The organism is Pseudomonas sp. 13159349 (assembly GCF_013305685.1).
In the GTDB taxonomy this organism is placed as follows: domain Bacteria; phylum Pseudomonadota; class Gammaproteobacteria; order Pseudomonadales; family Pseudomonadaceae; genus Aquipseudomonas; species Aquipseudomonas asiatica.
Genome location: NZ_CP045553.1, coordinates 558,205 through 575,384, shown reverse-complemented (window position 1 = coordinate 575,384; position 17,180 = coordinate 558,205). Strand labels below are relative to the sequence as shown.

At 63.3% G+C, this 17,180-nt stretch carries 18 protein-coding genes; 10 read left to right on the top strand and 8 right to left on the bottom strand.

The genetic code is table 11. The annotated features are described in order from the left end of the window. Nucleotides 1-26: 26 nt before the first annotated feature. Both GEV38_RS02555 and GEV38_RS02550 read left to right on the top strand, forming a co-directional pair. Nucleotides 27-1,448, top strand: coding sequence for a peptidoglycan DD-metalloendopeptidase family protein (locus GEV38_RS02555; RefSeq protein ID WP_015268742.1), 1,422 nt, complete (start codon nucleotides 27-29; stop codon nucleotides 1,446-1,448). A gap of 4 nt (nucleotides 1,449-1,452) precedes the next feature. Further along, complete coding sequence (locus GEV38_RS02550) at nucleotides 1,453-2,544, top strand: anhydro-N-acetylmuramic acid kinase (protein WP_015268741.1); 1,092 nt, start codon at nucleotides 1,453-1,455, stop codon at nucleotides 2,542-2,544. 59 nt (nucleotides 2,545-2,603) lie between these two features. Here GEV38_RS02550 and erpA read toward each other — a convergent pair whose 3' ends face one another. Further along, the gene (gene erpA / locus GEV38_RS02545) at nucleotides 2,604-2,954 is read right to left on the bottom strand and encodes an iron-sulfur cluster insertion protein ErpA (RefSeq protein ID WP_015268740.1); all 351 of its coding nucleotides are present in this window, start codon (nucleotides 2,952-2,954) and stop codon (nucleotides 2,604-2,606) included. Between the two features lie 146 nt (nucleotides 2,955-3,100). Then, the gene (argC, locus tag GEV38_RS02540) at nucleotides 3,101-4,135 is read right to left on the bottom strand and encodes an N-acetyl-gamma-glutamyl-phosphate reductase (protein ID WP_025337480.1); all 1,035 of its coding nucleotides are present in this window, start codon (nucleotides 4,133-4,135) and stop codon (nucleotides 3,101-3,103) included. Between the two features lie 141 nt (nucleotides 4,136-4,276). On the opposite strand from argC, the gene hemJ reads away from it, so the two are divergent. The 6 genes from hemJ (at nucleotide 4,277) to GEV38_RS02510 (ending at nucleotide 8,703) form a co-directional block, all read left to right on the top strand. Then, the gene (hemJ, locus tag GEV38_RS02535; protein WP_003258833.1) at nucleotides 4,277-4,702 is read left to right on the top strand and encodes a protoporphyrinogen oxidase HemJ; all 426 of its coding nucleotides are present in this window, start codon (nucleotides 4,277-4,279) and stop codon (nucleotides 4,700-4,702) included. A 28-nt stretch (nucleotides 4,703-4,730) separates the two neighbouring features. Further along, nucleotides 4,731-5,687 carry a nitronate monooxygenase family protein gene (locus GEV38_RS02530; RefSeq protein WP_015268739.1) on the top strand — a complete coding sequence of 319 codons (957 nt, stop codon included), beginning with the start codon at nucleotides 4,731-4,733 and terminating at the stop codon, nucleotides 5,685-5,687. Between the two features lie 67 nt (nucleotides 5,688-5,754). Beyond that, on the top strand, nucleotides 5,755-6,537 hold the full coding sequence (locus tag GEV38_RS02525) for an SDR family oxidoreductase (RefSeq protein ID WP_013970616.1): 783 nt from the start codon (nucleotides 5,755-5,757) through the stop codon (nucleotides 6,535-6,537). A gap of 63 nt (nucleotides 6,538-6,600) precedes the next feature. After that, complete coding sequence (locus GEV38_RS02520) at nucleotides 6,601-6,939, top strand: histidine triad nucleotide-binding protein (protein WP_013970615.1); 339 nt, start codon at nucleotides 6,601-6,603, stop codon at nucleotides 6,937-6,939. A 65-nt stretch (nucleotides 6,940-7,004) separates the two neighbouring features. Continuing rightward, nucleotides 7,005-7,652: a 2-polyprenyl-3-methyl-6-methoxy-1,4-benzoquinone monooxygenase gene (gene coq7 / locus GEV38_RS02515; protein WP_015268738.1), complete on the top strand. Its 648-nt coding sequence runs from the start codon at nucleotides 7,005-7,007 to the stop codon at nucleotides 7,650-7,652. A 10-nt stretch (nucleotides 7,653-7,662) separates the two neighbouring features. Beyond that, nucleotides 7,663-8,703 (top strand): hypothetical protein, encoded by a 1,041-nt coding sequence (locus GEV38_RS02510; RefSeq protein ID WP_015268737.1) that lies wholly within the window; start codon nucleotides 7,663-7,665, stop codon nucleotides 8,701-8,703. 116 nt (nucleotides 8,704-8,819) lie between these two features. Here the strand turns inward: GEV38_RS02510 and GEV38_RS02505 are convergent, their stop codons facing one another. Further along, complete coding sequence (locus GEV38_RS02505) at nucleotides 8,820-9,248, bottom strand: OsmC family protein (protein ID WP_013970613.1); 429 nt, start codon at nucleotides 9,246-9,248, stop codon at nucleotides 8,820-8,822. A gap of 191 nt (nucleotides 9,249-9,439) precedes the next feature. On the opposite strand from GEV38_RS02505, the gene crp reads away from it, so the two are divergent. Further along, entirely contained in the window at nucleotides 9,440-10,084 is a 645-nt protein-coding gene (crp, locus tag GEV38_RS02500) for a cAMP-activated global transcriptional regulator CRP (RefSeq protein ID WP_012270218.1), read from the top strand. Here crp and GEV38_RS02495 read toward each other — a convergent pair. From GEV38_RS02495 to GEV38_RS02480, 4 genes are all read right to left on the bottom strand, one after another. Beyond that, on the bottom strand, nucleotides 10,081-10,785 hold the full coding sequence (locus GEV38_RS02495) for a lipoate--protein ligase family protein (RefSeq protein WP_015268736.1): 705 nt from the start codon (nucleotides 10,783-10,785) through the stop codon (nucleotides 10,081-10,083). The two genes, crp and GEV38_RS02495, sit on opposite strands and share 4 nt — an antisense overlap. Before the next feature lie 103 nt (nucleotides 10,786-10,888). Beyond that, nucleotides 10,889-11,722 carry an indole-3-glycerol phosphate synthase TrpC gene (gene trpC / locus GEV38_RS02490; RefSeq protein WP_015268735.1) on the bottom strand — a complete coding sequence of 278 codons (834 nt, stop codon included), beginning with the start codon at nucleotides 11,720-11,722 and terminating at the stop codon, nucleotides 10,889-10,891. Beyond that, the gene (trpD, locus tag GEV38_RS02485) at nucleotides 11,719-12,768 is read right to left on the bottom strand and encodes an anthranilate phosphoribosyltransferase (RefSeq protein ID WP_013970609.1); all 1,050 of its coding nucleotides are present in this window, start codon (nucleotides 12,766-12,768) and stop codon (nucleotides 11,719-11,721) included. The genes trpC and trpD overlap by 4 nt, the downstream gene beginning before the upstream one ends. A 9-nt stretch (nucleotides 12,769-12,777) precedes the next feature. Continuing rightward, entirely contained in the window at nucleotides 12,778-13,371 is a 594-nt protein-coding gene (locus tag GEV38_RS02480) for an aminodeoxychorismate/anthranilate synthase component II (RefSeq protein WP_015268734.1), read from the bottom strand. Between the two features lie 368 nt (nucleotides 13,372-13,739). Here GEV38_RS02480 and estP point away from each other — a divergent pair, with 368 nt between their 5' ends. Further along, complete coding sequence (gene estP, locus GEV38_RS02475) at nucleotides 13,740-15,620, top strand: esterase EstP (protein WP_173895550.1); 1,881 nt, start codon at nucleotides 13,740-13,742, stop codon at nucleotides 15,618-15,620. Nucleotides 15,621-15,652: 32 nt separating this feature from the next. On the opposite strand, the gene trpE is transcribed toward estP, so the two are convergent. Beyond that, on the bottom strand, nucleotides 15,653-17,134 hold the full coding sequence (gene trpE / locus GEV38_RS02470) for an anthranilate synthase component I (protein WP_054573711.1): 1,482 nt from the start codon (nucleotides 17,132-17,134) through the stop codon (nucleotides 15,653-15,655). Nucleotides 17,135-17,180 lie beyond the last annotated feature (46 nt).

Sequence of the window (17,180 nt, the reverse complement as noted above, 5' to 3'; positions counted from 1 at the left end):
TCACCTTTTTCAAAGTCACCTTGCCCATGACCAACGAACCGCCTAAAGCGCCCCCGCTTTATCCGAAAAGCCATCTGTTGGCCGCCAGCGGCATAGCCGCCCTGCTCAGCCTGGCCCTGCTGGTGTTTCCTTCCAGCGAAGTGGAAGCCAAGAAAACCACCCTCAACCTCGAGCTGGAGAGCCCTGCCGAGCAGTTGAAGGACGAATCCCGCGCTGCGCCCCTGGTGCAGGCAGAAGGTGAGCAAGGCTCACCATTCGCCCAGATCGAAGAGGCCGCCCCCGAGACCCAGAAGGCCGAGCAGGAAGCCCCTGCGGCCGAACCGGTCGTCGAAGCTGCCAAGCAGCCCAGCCACCGCGAAGTCACCGTGGCCCGTGGCGACACCCTGTCCACACTGTTCGCCAAGGTCGGCCTGCCGAGCAACGCGGTGCACGACCTTCTGGCCAGCAACAAGCAGGCCAAGCAGTTCAGCCAGCTCAAGCATGGCCAGGTGCTGCAGTTCGAGCTTGACAAGGACGGCCAGCTGGCCAGCCTGCACAGCAAGGTCAGCAACCTCGAAACCATTCGCCTGACCAAGACCGACAAGGGCTATACCTTCAACCGCGAGATCAGCAAGCCGGTTGTGCGTACCGCCTACGCCCACGGTGTGATCAAAAGCTCGCTGTCGGCCTCGGCCCAACGTGCCGGCCTGTCCCACAGCATGACCATGGACATGGCTCGCGTGCTGGGTTACGACATCGATTTCGCCCAGGACATCCGCCCGGGCGATGAATTCGACGTGGTCTACGAGCAGAAGGTGATGGACGGCAAGGTCGTCGGTACCGGCAACATCCTCTCCGCGCGCTTCACCAACCGCGGCAAGACCTACACCGCCGTGCGCTATACCAACAAGCAGGGCAACACCAGTTACTACACCGCAGATGGCAACAGCCTGCGCAAGGCATTCATCCGCACTCCGGTCGACTTCGCCCGCATCAGCTCGCGCTTCTCTGCCGGCCGCAAGCATCCGATCCTGAACAAGATCCGTGCCCACAAAGGCGTCGACTACGCCGCCCCACGCGGCACCCCGATCAAGGCAGCCGGTGACGGCCGCATCGAACTGGCCGGGCGCCGCGGTGGTTACGGCAATACCGTGATCATCCAGCACGGCAACCGCTACAAGACGCTGTACGGCCACATGCAAGGCTTTGCCAAGGGCATCAAGACCGGCAGCTCGGTCAAGCAGGGCCAGATCATCGGCTATATCGGCACCACCGGCTTGTCCACCGGACCGCACCTGCACTACGAGTTCCAGGTCAACGGTGTGCACGTTGACCCGCTGAGCCAGAAAGTGCCAATGGCCGACCCGATTGCCAGGAACGAACGCCAGCGTTTCCTGCAGCAGAGCCAGCCCTTGATCGCCCGCATGGATCAGGAAAAGGCCACCCTGCTCGCAGCGAACAAGCGCTAAGCACATGGCGCTATACCTGGGGGTGATGTCCGGCACCAGCCTCGATGGCCTGGACATTGCCTTGATCGAACAAGGCGAGCAGCTCGAACTGCTCGCCACCCACTACCTGCCCATGCCCGGCGACCTGCGCCAGGAACTGCTGGGCCTTTGCAGCAGCGGCCCTGACGAGATCGCCCGCGCTGCACTGGCGGAAAACCGCTGGGCCAGCCTGGCAGGCGAAGGCATCTGCCAACTGCTGGCCAGGCAAGGGCTGCCGGCCGGAGCCATCCGCGCCATCGGCAGCCACGGCCAGACCATTCGCCACGAACCTGCACGCGGCTTTACCGTGCAAATCGGCAACCCGGCGCTGCTGGCCGAGCTTACCGGTATCAGCGTGGTAGCCGACTTCCGCCGCCGCGATGTGGCCGCCGGCGGACAAGGTGCGCCACTGGTGCCGGCCTTCCATGAAACCCTGTTCAGCCATCTGGGCCAGCGCCTGGCAATTCTCAACGTGGGCGGCTTCAGCAACCTCAGCCTGATCGAACACGACAAGCCAGTCCACGGCTTCGACTGCGGCCCGGGCAACGTGCTGCTGGATGCCTGGATCGAACGCAAGCGCGGCCAGGCCTACGATGCGGATGGGGCTTGGGCTGCCTCGGGCTTGGTGCAAGCCGACTTGCTCAGCGCACTGCTGGCCGACCCGTTCTTCGCCGGAATCGGCCCGAAGAGCACCGGTCGCGAAGTATTCAACCTGTCCTGGCTGGAAGGTCACCTGGCCCGCCTGCCCGCTTACCGCGACGAGGACGTACAGGCAACTTTGCTGGAACTGACCGCACGCAGCATCATCGACTCGTTGAGCAACGCCCAGCAAGGCACCGAAGCGCTGCTGGTCTGCGGTGGCGGTGCGCGCAACGGCGCCCTGATGGCACGCCTTGGCCAGTTGCTGCCCGACGCCCGTGTCGCCAGCACCGGCGCCCATGGCGTGGACCCGGACTGGGTCGAAGCCATGGCCTTCGCCTGGCTGGCCCACTGCTGCCTGGAAGGCATCGCTGCCAATCGCCCTAGCGTGACAGCGGCCAAGGGCCTGCGCGTACTCGGCGCAATCTACCCGGCCTGAACGTTACGCCAGAAAGCAAAACGCCGCGCAATTGCGCGGCGTTTTCGTATGGCCAGGCCTCAGATCGAGAACGAGGAGCCGCAGCCACAGGTGGTGGCAGCGTTCGGGTTCTTGATCACGAAGCGCGAGCCTTCCAGACCTTCCTGGTAATCCACCTCGGCGCCGGCGAGGTACTGGAAGCTCATTGGGTCGACCACAAGGGAAACACCTTCGCGCTCGACGATGGTGTCGTCTTCAGCCACGTCTTCATCGAAGGTGAAGCCATATTGGAACCCCGAGCAGCCACCACCGGTGACGAACACGCGCAGCTTCAGACGATCGTTGCCTTCCTCGGAAACCAGGTTCTTCACCTTTTGCGCAGCGCCGTGGGTGAATTCCAAAGCGGTGGGGGTGAAGGTTTCGACGCTCATGTTGATTCTCCCGGCGTGGTAGCCGCCATAAAACTCGATGACGCGCATTATCCGCTTTCCCGAGAAAATCGGTCAAGAATTGTGCGGCTTTAGTCGCGACCTATAAAAAGGCCCGCACGACGCGGGCCTTTTTGAACGCTGGCGGCTTACGGCAGCAGGCCCGCGTGTGACAAGCCCATGCGCTCATCCAGGCCGAACAGGATGTTGAGGTTCTGCACCGCCTGGCCGGACGCGCCCTTGACCAGGTTGTCGATCACCGACAGCACCACCACCAGGTCACCACCTTGCGGGCGATGAACGGCAATGCGGCAGACGTTGGCGCCGCGCACACTGCGGGTTTCCGGGTGGCTGCCAGCCGGCATCACGTCGACGAACGGTTCATCGGCGTAACGCTTCTCGAACAGCGCCTGCAGGTCGACCGAGGTGTCGGCGACGGTAGCGTACAGGGTTGCATGGATACCACGGATCATTGGCGTCAGGTGCGGCACGAAAGTCAGGCCGATATCCTTGCCAGCGGCCAGGCGCAGGCCCTGGCTGATTTCCGGCAGGTGGCGATGGCCCTTCACTGCATAGGCTTTCATGCTTTCGCCGGCCTCGCAGAACAGCGAGCCCACCGCCGCACCACGGCCAGCGCCGCTGACACCCGACTTGCAGTCGGCGATCAGGCGCGACGGGTCGGCCAGGCCAGCTTCCAGCAGCGGCAGGAAGCCCAGTTGGGTAGCAGTCGGGTAGCAACCCGGCACAGCGATCAGGCGCGCCTGGCGAATCTTCTCGCGGTTGACTTCAGGCAGGCCGTATACCGCGTCCTTGAGAAGCTCTGGCGCACCGTGCGGCTGGCCGTACCACTTGCCCCACTCGGCAGCGTCCTGCAGGCGGAAATCGGCCGACAGGTCGATCACCTTGGTACCGGCCGCCAGCAGTTCGCCAGCCAGGGCGTGGGCAACACCGTGCGGGGTGGCGAAAAACACCACGTCGCAGGCTGCCAGGGTCTTGCTGTCCGGCACGCTGAACGCCAGCCCGTCATAGTGGCCGCGCAGGTTCGGGTACATGTCCGCCACTGCAACGCCCGCCTCGGAGCGCGAAGTGATGACCGCCACTTCGGCCTGTGGATGCTGTGCCAGCAGACGCAACAGTTCGACGCCGGTGTAACCCGTGCCGCCGACGATACCGACCTTGATCATAACGCTTGCCCCTTATCAACGAGCCGTCTGGAAAGCGCACGATAATAGGGGCGCAAGGCGCCTGTAACAACTCTTCGGGTGACCCTTCGGGCGCTTGACCACTACTATCTGACGACCGTGAATACCTGAAGGAACTCCCCCATGCTTTACCTATGGATCAAAGCGCTGCATATCGTCAGCGTGGTCTGCTGGTTCGCCGGCCTGTTCTACCTGCCGCGGCTGTTCGTCTACCACGCCCAAAGCCAGGACAGCATCAGCCAGGAACGCTTCGTGACCATGGAGCGCAAGCTGTTTCGCGGCATCATGAACCCGGCGATGATCGCCACCTACGTGTTCGGCGCGTGGATGCTCTATCTCACGCCCGGCTGGCTCAGCCAGGGCTGGCTGCATGCCAAGCTGACCCTGGTCATCCTGCTGACCGTCTACCATCACATGTGCGGCGCCCAGCGCAAGCGCTTCGCCAGCGGCAGCAACACCCGCAGCCACGTCTACTATCGCTGGTTCAACGAAGTGCCCGTGCTGTTCCTGCTGGGTATCGTAATTCTGGTGGTGGTCAAACCGTTCTGACATAGCCACCCGCTCAAGGAGCCTTGCCATGTCGTTACCTGCCTCCCTCGAACAACGCCTGCGCCTGCCCGTGGTTGCCGCACCGATGTTCCTGATCTCCAACCCCAGGCTGGTACTGGCCTGCTGCTCCAGCGGCGTGGTCGGCAGCTTCCCGGCCCTGAACCAGCGCGACAGCACCGGCTTCAAGGCCTGGCTGGAGGAAATAGAGGCAGGCCTGGCACAGCTGCAGGCGCCAGCACCCTATGCCGTCAACCTGATCGTCCACCCGACCAACCCGCGCCTGCAGGCCGACTTGGCGTTGTGCGTGGAACACCGCGTGCCGATCGTCATCACCAGCCTCGGCGCGGTGAAGGAAGTGGTCGATGCCGTGCATGGCTACGGTGGCCTGGTGTTCCACGATGTCACCACCCGCCGCCATGCCGAGAAAGCCGCCGAAGCCGGTGTCGATGGCCTGATCGCCGTTGCTGCAGGCGCAGGCGGCCATGCGGGCACCTGGAGCCCGTTCGCCCTGGCCGCGGAGATCCGCCAGTTCTTCGACAAGACCCTGCTGCTGGCCGGTTGCCTCAACCACGGCCACGAGATCCTCGCCGCGCAAATGCTGGGTGCGGACCTTGCGTACATGGGCACCCGCTTCATCGCCACCGCAGAAAGCCAGGCCCCGGGCGCCTACAAGCAGATGCTGCTCGATTCCCATGCCGCCGACATCGTCCACACCCCGGCGGTGTCCGGCGTCCCCGCCAGCTTCCTGCGCCCGAGCCTGGAACAGGCCGGCTATGACATGAACGCCATCAAGGGCGGCCATGAGCAAGGCAAGCTCAAGCCGATCGACGACGAAGCCAAGGCCTGGAAGACCGTGTGGTCGGCGGGCCAGGGGGTCGGCGGTATAGACGACCTGCCCAGCGCCAGCGCGCTGATCGGACGGCTGCATGACGAGTACCGGGACGCCCTGGAGCGCTGCCAGGCCCTGCGCGCCCGTACCTTGTAGCAAAAGGCAACACCTTGACTGGCCAAGCTGTACACTAGGCGCCCTCTTCAGCCCCCAGGAGCCTTGCATGACCCGTTACGCCATGATCACTGGTGCTTCCAGCGGCCTGGGCCTCGCCCTGGCGGAAGCCCTGGCGCGGCGCGGGCGCAACCTGATCCTGGTGGCTCGCCAGCGTGAAACGCTGGAGCCGGTGGCCATCGAACTGACCCAACGCTTCGGTGTCGAGGTGCTATTCCGCGCCTGCGATCTCAGCCAACCGTTACGCCTGTCAGGCTTCGTGCTTGAACTGGAGGAAGGCGAGCGACGTATAGACCTGCTGGTCAATTGTGCCGGCCTGCGCACCTACGGGCCATTCCTGGCCCATGAGTGGGCGGACGAGCAGGACTTGCTGGAAGTCAACGTGCTGGCCCTGAGCCGCCTGTGCCACGCCATCGGTAACCTGATGGCCGTGCAGGGCGGCGGACAGATCCTCAATGTCGCGGGCCTGGCCGGGGTGGCGCCAGGCCCGTGGATGGCCGCCTATGCCGCTAGCAAGGCCTATGTACTGAGCTTCTCCCAGGCCTTGCGTGAAGAACTCAAGCGCACCGGCATCAAGGTTTCGGTACTGTGCCCAGGCCCGGTGCACTCCTCGCGCCGGCGCATTCCGCGGCTGGATGGCAAGCCACGCTGCCTCAGCCCTGAGGAAGTTGCGCTGTACACGGTGCGCGCGCTGGACAAGAACCGCGCGCTGATCATGCCCGGCCGGCGCAACCGCTGGCTGGCGTTCGCCCCGCGTCTGCTGCCGCGCTGGCTGGTGCGCAAGCTGGCCGGTGCCATCCACCGCCGCTATTGCCCGGTTGGTATGGAATAGCTACTGGGCGAGCGGCGCCCGGCTGAGTACACTCGGCCCGACCCTCACCATGGAGCAAGTGTTGTGGACGATTTATTCATCAAGATCATCAACCGGGAAATCCCGGCGAAGATCATCTACGAGGACGACCAGGTTCTGGCGTTCCACGATATCGCCCCCCAGGCGCCCGTGCATTTTCTGGTCATCCCGAAAAAGCACATCCGCACTCTCAATGACTTGACCGAGGAAGACAAAGGCCTGGCTGGTCACATCTTGTTCACCGCCCAGCGCCTGGCCAAGGAACTTGGCTGCGAAGAAGGCTTCCGCGTAGTCATGAACTGCAACGAGCAAGGCGGCCAGACCGTCTACCACATCCACATGCACGTGCTTGGCCAGCGCCAGATGCACTGGCCACCGGGCTGATCCACGGCAAGCGACCCTGCCACTATTGCGGTAAACTGTCGGGCACATTCTTGCGGAGGTGCCCGATGGCTACCGAACGTCACTACTCGCCGCTCGACCGCTTGTTGCTGCAGGCCGATACCGCCATGCGCACCTTGCTGCCCTTCAGCGGCCAACCCACCCGCCCTTCGCCGGCCATCGTCCAGCCGGACGTCGACCTTGACGAACAGCAGGCCCGCCATGTTGCCGGGTTGATGCGTATCAACCACACCGGTGAAGTCTGCGCCCAGGCGCTGTACCAGGGCCAGGCCCTGACCGCCAAGCTGCCCGAAGTGCGCAAGGCCATGGAACACGCCGCCGAGGAAGAAGTGGACCACCTGGCCTGGTGCGAACAGCGCATTCGCCAACTGAACAGCCACCCCAGCGTGCTCAACCCGTTGTTCTACGGCATGTCGTTCGGTATCGGTGCACTCGCCGGGCTGGTCAGCGACAAGGTCAGCCTTGGCTTCGTCGCCGCCACCGAGCATCAGGTGTGCAAGCACCTCGACGAGCACCTGGAGCAGATTCCGCAGGAAGACGAAAAGTCCCGGGCCATCCTCGAACAGATGCGCGTCGACGAGGAACAGCACGCCGAGTCTGCACTGGAAGCCGGCGGTTATCGCTTCCCTGCCCCAGTCCGTTTTGGCATGAGCCTGTTGGCCAAAGTCATGACCAAGAGTACCTACCGTATCTGAAGGCATCACCATGACGGACCGTTTCGACGCCAAGGACCTGGCGCGCGCCGTGCAAGCCGGCATTCTCCAGCCAGGCCAGGACCAGGCCCTGCTGGCGTTCCTGCGCCAGCGACCAGCACAGCGTGGCAGCTTCCAGCTGGCCCATGTCGCGTTCTACTTCGGCGCCATGCTGATCATGGCAGCCATGGGTTGGTTGCTCACCGAAGCCTGGATGCGCATCGGCGACTGGGCGCTGCTGCTCATCGCCAGCCTCTATATTCTGCTGCTCACACTGTTCGCCGTTAACCTGCAACGGCGCGTACAGCCCGTCGCGGCCGGGGTGCTGGCGGCGGTGGCGGTCAGCATCGTGCCGTTGGCGGTGTTCGCCATCGAACGGCTGGTCGGCTGGTGGCCAATGGATGATGCGCAGGCGAACTATCACCAGTACTACACCTACGTGCAGGGCGGCTGGCTGGCAATGGAAGCAGCCACGGTACTTGCCGGACTGTTGATGCTGAGGCTGATCCCCTACCCGTTTATCGTCATGCCGATTGCCGTCGCCCTGTGGTTCATGTCGATGGACTTGAGCGAATGGTTCTTCGGCTCGCCATTCAGCTGGGAACAGCGCCGCGAGGTTTCGCTGTGGTTCGGTCTGGGCTTGCTGGTGTTTTTTGTTGGTGTGGACGGCCGCACCCGCGAAGACTATGCCCACTGGGGCTACCTGGCCGGGCTGGCGGCATTCTGGGGCGGGCTGACGCTGGTGGACAGCGGCAGTGAGCTGGGCAAGGCCCTGTACTGCCTGATCAATATTGCCCTGATGGGTATGGCGGTGCTGTTGCGCCGGCCGGTGTTCATGGTGTTCGGGGCGTTGGGTGTGGCGGCTTACCTGGGGTACCTGTCGTACGAGGTGTTTGCCGACTCGCTGCTGTTCCCGGTGGTGGTGACCCTGATCGGGCTGGGGGTTATCGGGCTGGGGCTGGTTTACCAGAAGCGGCGGGAGCGGTTGAGCCGGGTGATGCGCGATTGTTTGCCGGGATGGGTGCGGGCTGCGCTGCCGGCGCTTCGCAGCTGAAATTGCCAGGGCCGCTCCGCGCCCCATCGCGACAGAAGGCCGCTCCTACAGGTGGTACGCGATCCCTTGTAGGAGCGGCCTTGTGTCGCGATGGGGCGCAAAGCGGCCCCAAAATGTCAGCCTTGACCCAGCTCTACAATCTCGTACCCGTGGGAAATCTCAACCCCGGCACGCTCGAGCATGATCGAAGCCGAGCAATACTTCTCCGCCGACAGCTCCACCGCACGCTTGACCTGGGCTTCCTTGAGCCCACGCCCCTTCACCACGAAGTTCATGTGGATCTTGGTAAACACCTTCGGGTCTTCGCTGGCACGCTCGGCCTCCAGGAACGCCTCGCAGCTTTCCACCGCCTGGCGCGACTTCTTCAGAATGCTGACCACGTCAAAGCTGCTGCAGCCACCCAGGCCCAGCAACAACATTTCCATCGGGCGCACGCCCAGGTTACGGCCACCGGCCTCGGGCGGGCCGTCCATCACGACGACATGGCCGCTCCCCGATTCGCCGAGGAACATCGCCTCACCGGCCCACTGGATACGTGCCTTCATCTACCCGGACTCCTGATTTACGAAAAAGGGTGTCAGCTTAGACCTTGTACGGCTGTGGGAAAAGTACGAGTCATGTCGGTTTAGTACCGAAACATCCTGTAGTGTCTGATAAGCTGGCGCCAAATGACTGGCGCGCTCCGCCAGCCAACCTTTATATAAAGCCTATGCGTCATATCGAACAGGATTTCGTGATGGTTGCTTCCGCCCTACCCGCCAAGATCAAGAACATCGACAAGCTGCTGGTGCACTGCCAGCGCCGTCGCTATACCGCCAAAAGCAACATCATCTGCGCCGGCGACCGGGCCGAGACACTGTCGTTCATCATCAAGGGTTCGGTCACCATCCTCATCGAGGACGATGACGGCCATGAAATGATCATCGCCTACCTCAACAATGGCGACTTCTTCGGCGAGCTGGGCCTGTTCGAACCAGTCGAAGGTGAACAGCAGCGCAGTGCCTGGGTGCGCGCCAAGACCGAATGCGAAGTGGCCGAAATCAGTTATGAGAAATTTCGCGAACTCGCGCGCCAAGACCCGGAAATCCTTTATGCCTTGGGCAGCCAGATGGCCCAGCGCCTGCGCAACACCACGCGCAAGGTCGGCGACCTGGCGTTCTTCGACGTTACCGGGCGTGTCGCACGTTGCCTGCTGGAGCTGTGCAAGCAACCCGACGCCATGACCCACCCCGATGGCATGCAGATCAAGATCACTCGTCAGGAAATCGGCCGCATCGTCGGTTGCTCGCGGGAAATGGTCGGCCGCGTCCTCAAGGACCTTGAGGAACGCAGCCTGGTGCAGGTCAAAGGCAAGACCATGGTGGTCTACGGTACCCGCTAGTCTCTGGGCAGGTCGGTCAGCACCTTGGCATAGGCCTGCGACAGCCGCTCGAACCATGGGGCCGCGGGCGCCACTTCGTGCAGGGCGATGTGCGCATCGGCACGGCAGCGCTGCTCCAGTTCGCAGCACTCATTGAAGCGGTTGACCGCAGCCACCATCGAATCACGCTCGTTGTCCAGCAGCAACGCACCGTGCACCAGCACCACCGGGCGCTTGCCACCCAGCCCCTGGCGCCAGCGCTGGGCGGTGCCGACCAATTTGCGGCCATTGAGGTTGACGTTGTAACGGCCATCGCAGAAGGCACCGTCGATTTCGCCCACCGATGCCACCCCACCCCACTCGCGCAGCACGTCGCATAGCGGCAGGCACAAGCGCTCGTAGGCGTTTTCGATACGGCCGTGGTCTCCTTCGCTGCGGGGGGCAACATAGACCAGGGCTACGTTCACCGTGGAGTGTGACTGCGGCACCGGTTCGCCGCCGGTTTCGCGCAGCAGCACCGGCCAGCCGGCAATCGCCAGCTCCGCGCAGGCGGCTTCGAAGTTTTCCAGACGGCTCATGCGCCGGGGCATGACCAGGGCGTGGTCGGTCGGGCGCCAGAACAGCACGCCACTGTCGCACTCCCCGCGGCAGACGGCGGCCAGCAATTCCTGTTCGGCGTGCAGGCCTTGTTCTACGGTCAGGGTCAGGGGTTGATCGGTCATTGATCCACCTATGTCTTTTTTTACCGGCCTCTTCGAGGGCTCGCCCGCGAAGAGGCCATTGTAGGCATACAAAAAAGCCGGCAATAACGCCGGCTTCATTCGATCAGTCCAGTTGCTGAACAGTCTTCTTCACCTGTTCCGGGAAGAACAACCGCTGCAATTCAAGCCCTGGCTGCTCGGCGCGCATGAATGCCTCACCTACCAGGAACGAGTAGACCTCATTGATCGCCATCAGCTCCACATCGGCCCGGTTCAAGATGCCGCTCTCGGTAATCGCCAGGCGATCACGCGGAATACGCGGCAGCAGGTCGAGGGTGGTTTCCAGGCTGACCTCGAAGGTGTGCAGGTTGCGGTTGTTCACCCCCACCAGCGGTGTATCCAGGGTTTTCAACGCGCGCTCCAGCTCATCGCCGTCGTGCACTTCCACCAGCACGTCGAGGCCGACATCCTTGGCCGTGGCCGCCAGTTCAGCCATCTTCACGTCATCCAGCGCCGACACGATCAGCAGTACACAGTCCGCGCCCAGGGCCCGGGCCTCGACGATCTGGTACGGGTCGACCATGAAGTCTTTGCGGATCACCGGCAGCGACACCGCCGCGCGGGCCTGCTGCAGGTACTCGTCGGCGCCCTGGAAGTAATCCACATCGGTCAGTACCGACAGGCAGGTCGCCCCGCCCTTCTCGTAGCTGACGGCGATTTCCGCCGGCACGAAATGCTCGCGAATCACGCCTTTGCTCGGCGAGGCCTTCTTTATTTCGGCAATCACCGCCGGCTGCTTGCGTGCGGCTTGCTCGATCAGAGCCTTGGCAAAACCACGCGGGGCGTCGGCAGCCTTTGCAAGGCCCTCCAGTTCGGCGAGGCTGACGCGCGCGCTGCGCTCGGCCACTTCCTGAAACTTGCGGGCAATGATCCTTTCCAGCACCGTCGGCACACTCATGCTTCGTTCTCCACCTTGAATACTGCAGTAAAGGCACCCAGCTCCTGCAGCTTCTCCCAGGCCAGCCCGGTGTGCAGTACGTCGTGGGCCAGTTCCACACCGGCTTTCAGGCTCATGGCATGGTCAGCGGCATATAGCGCCGCGCCGGCATTGAGCACGATCATCTCGGCGGCCTTCTGGCCGTTTTCGGTCTTGCGTCGGCCCAGTGCATCGCGGATCAGCTCCAGCGACGCCTGCGGGTTCTCGACGGCCAGGCCGTGCAGGCTCTGGCTCTTCATGCCTAGGTCTTCCGGCTCTACCCAGTATTCGGTGATTTCGCCATTCTTCAGTTCGGCGACGAAGGTCGGTGCAGCCAGGCTGAACTCGTCCAGGCCGTCTTTCGAGTGCACCACCAGCACGTGCTTGCTGCCCAGGCGCTGCAGCACTTCAGCCAACGGGCGGCATAGGGTCTGGGCGAATACACCGACCACCTGGTGCTTCACCCCGGCCGGGTTCGTAAGCGGGCCGAGCATGTTGAACAGGGTGCGCAGCCCCAGGTCGCGACGCGGGCCGGCTGCGTGCTTCATGGCCGAATGATGGCTTTGCGCGAACATGAAGCCGATGCCCAGGCTATCGATGCAGCGGGCCACCTGGGTGGGCGTCAGGTTCAGGTAGATACCGGCGGCCTCCAGCAGGTCGGCACTGCCGCTCTTGCCCGATACCGCGCGGTTGCCATGCTTTGCCACGGTGCAACCTGCCGCCGCCAGTACGAACGACGAGGCGGTGGACACGTTGAAGATGTTGGCGCCATCACCGCCGGTACCGACGATATCGACCACGCCATCGAGGCTCTGCAGTTCGACCTTGTCTGCCAGCTCGCGCATCACCGACACCGCACCGACGATCTCGTCGATGCTTTCGCTCTTCATGCGCATGCCCATCAGGAAGGCGCCGATCTGCGCTTCGCTGCACTGGCCGGTCATGATCTGGCGCATGACGTCGCGCATTTCTTCGGTAGAAAGGTCCAGCTGACCGACGATACGGCTCAACGCACTCTTGATATCCATGTTCGATCCTTAGCGGCGGCCGCCGGTCTGCTTGAGGAAGTTGGCGAACAGTTCGTGGCCCTGTTCGGTCAGGATCGACTCGGGGTGGAACTGCACCCCTTCGATATTCAGCGTCTTGTGGCGCAAGCCCATGATCTCGTCGACCGAGCCGTCAGCATGGGCGGTCCAGGCGGTCACTTCCAGGCAGTCGGGCAAGGTTTCGCGCTTTACCACCAGCGAGTGGTAACGGGTAACGGTCAACGGGTTGTTGAGGCCGGCGAACACGCCCAGGTCACGGTGATGTACCGGGCTGGTCTTGCCGTGCATCACCTGGCGGGCACGTACCACATCACCACCAAAGGCCTGGCCGATGGACTGGTGGCCCAGGCATACGCCAAGGATCGGCAGCTTGCCGGCAAAGTGCAGGATGGCCTCGATGGACACGCCCGCCTCGCTCGGCGTGCACGGGCCTGGAGATACGACGATGCGCTCGGGATTGAGGGCTTCGATCTGGGCAATGGTCATTTCGTCATTGCGAATGACCTTTACATCGGCACCCAGCTCGCCAAGGTACTGAACGACGTTGTAAGTGAATGAGTCGTAATTGTCGATCATCAGTAACATCGGGTTAAACCTCTTGAATCTACTGACTTCAAAATTCGAACCTTCCTGCTTCTGCCAAAGGCGCAGCTTGGCCATTCAGGGGCGGTAGTCAGGAAGGCAAACGGGGGCGGGCCGGACGGGCCGGCAGGGGATAAAGTCAGGCGCGCCAACGCCAACGGGCGTGGGCCTTGATAACGCGCATCAAGAGTTTGCTGACGATCAACACAGGATAGGTCTCGCTCATACGTTCCGGCACAGTAGCCTACCGGGGCGGCGGGCGCAATATGCCCGTAAACACGGGGAAACGAATGGACTTGGGAGGGATGCACTGCGATTTGCTAAGGTCGATGGGGTTGTCCTGATAAAAACAAAGAAAAGGATGTTCCCTGATGCGAAAAGCACCGTTATTGCGCTTTACCCTCGCCTCATTGACGTTAGCCTGCAGCCAGGCCTTCGCGACACCCTCGCCCTACTCCAGCATGATCGTGTTTGGTGACAGCCTCAGCGACGCCGGGCAGTTTGGCGGGGTGCGCTTCACCAACCGCGATGCCAATGGCAATTATGCGCCAGTGTCACCGATGATCCTGGGCGGGCGGCTCGGTGTGAGCCCGACCGAGCTTGGCCCTTCCACCTCACCGGTCAATCCGGTGCTGGGCCTTCCCGACGGCAACAACTGGGCAGTCGGTGGCTACACCACCCAGCAGATCCTGGACTCGATAACCAGTACCTCCGAAACCGTCATCCCGCCAGGGCGACCCGGCGCCGGGCTGGTACTGCGTGATAAACCGGGCTACCTGGCCAACGGCCTGCGCGCCGACCCCAACGCGTTGTATTACCTGACTGGCGGCGGCAATGACTTCCTGCAAGGCCTGGTCAACAGCCCGACCGATGCCGTGGCCGCCGGCGCCCGCCTGGCCGCCAGCGCCCAGGCCCTGCAGCAAGGCGGCGCCCGCTACATCATGGTCTGGCTGCTGCCCGACCTCGGGCAAACACCGAACTTCAGCGGTACGCCGCAACAAAACCCACTGTCGCGGCTATCCGGCGCGTTCAACCAGTCGCTGCTCAGCCAACTGGGGCAGATCGATGCCGAAATCATTCCGCTGAACATCCCTGTGCTGCTGAGCGAAGCGCTGGCCAGCCCCGAGCAGTTCGGCCTGGCCAGCGGCCAGAATCTGGTCGGCACCTGCTACAGCGGCGAAGGCTGTGTGGGAAATCCCGTGTATGGCATCAACGGCGCCACGCCAGACCCGACCAAGCTGCTGTTCAACGACTCGGTGCACCCGACCATTGCCGGCCAGCAACTGATTGCCGACTACGCCTATTCGATCATCGCCGCCCCCTGGGAACTGACCTTGCTCCCGGAAATGGCCCACGCCAGCCTACGCGCTCACCAGGACGAACTGCGCAACCAGTGGCAGACACCCTGGCAGGCAGTTGGCCAGTGGCAGGCCTTCGTTGCCACCGGCGCACAGGACCTGGACATCGACGGCCAGCGCAGCGCGGCCAGCGGCGACGGCCGCGGCTACAACCTGACTCTGGGCGGCAGCTACCGCCTGAACGATGCATGGCGCCTGGGCCTGGCCGGAGGCGTGTACCGGCAGAAGCTGGAAGCCGGCGCACAGGACTCGGACTACAAGCTGGACAGCTACCTTGCCAGCGCCTTCGCCCAATACCGCCAGGACCGCTGGTGGGCCGACGCGGCGCTGACCGCCGGGCACCTGGACTACAGCGACCTCAAGCGCACCTTCGCCCTTGGCGTGAACGACCGCAGCGAAAAGGGCGACACCAATGGCGAGGCCTGGGCGATGTCGGGGCGACTGGGCTACAACCTGGCAGCCGAGAGCAGCAGCTGGCAGCTGGCGCCGTTCATCAGCGCCGACTATGCGCGAGTGAAGGTGGATGGCTATGACGAGAAGACCGGGCGCTCGACGGCGCTGGGTTTCGATGACCAGGAACGTACATCACGCCGTTTGGGCGTGGGGTTGCTGGGTAGCGTGCAGGTGCTGCCAGGTACTCGGCTGTTCGCCGAGGTGGCGCAGGAGCACGAGTTCGAGGATGACCAGCAGGATGTGACGATGCACCTGACCAGCCTGCCGGCGAACGATTTCACCGTGACAGGGTATACGCCGCACAGCGACCTGACCCGGGCGAGCCTGGGGGTGAGCCATGAAGTGGTGGCGGGGGTGCATTTGCGCGGCAACTACAACTGGCGCAAGAGTGATGAATTGACGCAGCAGGGAGTGAGCTTGGGCATCAGCGTCGACTTTTGAATTGATGGGGCCGCTTTGCGGCCCCGATCAACTTATTTGGCGGAAGTCTGCTCAGCCAACGCCACCGCGCGGAACATCGCTCGGCGCTTGTTGATGGTCTCTTCCCATTCCAGCGCCGGCACCGAGTCGGCAACGATGCCACCCCCGGCCTGCACATGCAGCTCACCGTCCTTGATTACCGCGGTACGGATGGCAATGGCGGTATCCATGTTGCCGTTCCATGCGAAGTAACCGACGGCACCACCGTAAACCCCACGTTTGACCGGCTCCAGCTCGTCGATGATTTCCATCGCACGAATTTTCGGCGCACCCGACAGCGTACCGGCCGGCAGTATCGCCCGCAGTGCGTCCATCGCCGTCAGCCCTTCGCGCAGCTGGCCAGTGACGTTGGACACAATGTGCATCACGTTGGAGTAACGCTCGATCACCATCTTCTCGGTCAGGCGCACGCTGCCGGTCGAGGACACGCGCCCGACGTCGTTACGGCCCAGGTCGATGAGCATCAGGTGCTCGGCAATTTCCTTGTCGTCCGACAGCAGGTCGTCTTCCAGCGCGCGGTCGGCCTCTTCGGTAGCACCACGCGGGCGGGTGCCGGCAATCGGGCGTACGGTGACCAGGTTGTCCTCGACGCGTACCAGCACCTCGGGCGAGCTGCCGACCACATGGAAGTCGCCAAAGTTGAAGAAGTACATGTACGGCGTCGGGTTGAAGCAGCGCAGCGCGCGGTACAGGTCGATAGGCGCCGCCTTGAAGTCGATCGACATGCGCTGCGACGGCACCACCTGCATGCAGTCACCAGCCAGGATGTATTCCTTGATGCGGCCGACGGCGTTCTCGTAATCCTCGCGGGTATAGCTGGAGCGGAATTCCGGCTCGGCAGCCTGCGGGCCACTCAGGTCCAGGCCACGGCGTGGAGTGATCGGCTGACGCAGGGTTTCCAGCAGGCCTTGCAGGCGTGCCTGGCCCTGTTCGAAAGCCTGCTCTTCCGCCGGGTCGACCAGCACGATCGCGTGCATCTTGCCCGCCAGGTTGTCGAACACCACCACCGCATCGGACACCATCAGCAGGATATCCGGCACACCCAGCGGGTCCGGGTTGGGGCTGGTGCCCAGGCGCTTTTCCACATAGCGCACGCAGTCGTAGCCGAAGTAGCCGACCAGGCCGCCGTTGAAGCGCGGCAGGCCAGGGATATCGGCGACCTTGTAACGGTCCTTGAAGGTTTCGACGAAGGCCAGCGGGTCTTCGACATCGTGGCTTTCCACCTCCACGCCATCCTGCAGGATGCTGACGTGGTAACCGTGCACACGCATCACGGTGCGCGACGGCAGGCCGATCATCGAGTAACGGCCCCATTTCTCGCCGCCCTGCACCGATTCGAGCAGGTACGAGTTGGGCTGGTCGGCCAGTTTCAGATAGATCGACAACGGCGTGTCGAAGTCGGCCAGGGTTTCGCAGGCCAGGGGAATGCGGTTGTAGCCGGCAGCGGCCAGGCGCAGGAATTCTTCGCGGGTCATGGGTAGCCTCGTGGCAAGCAGCAATAGGTCAGGCAAACGGACGGGC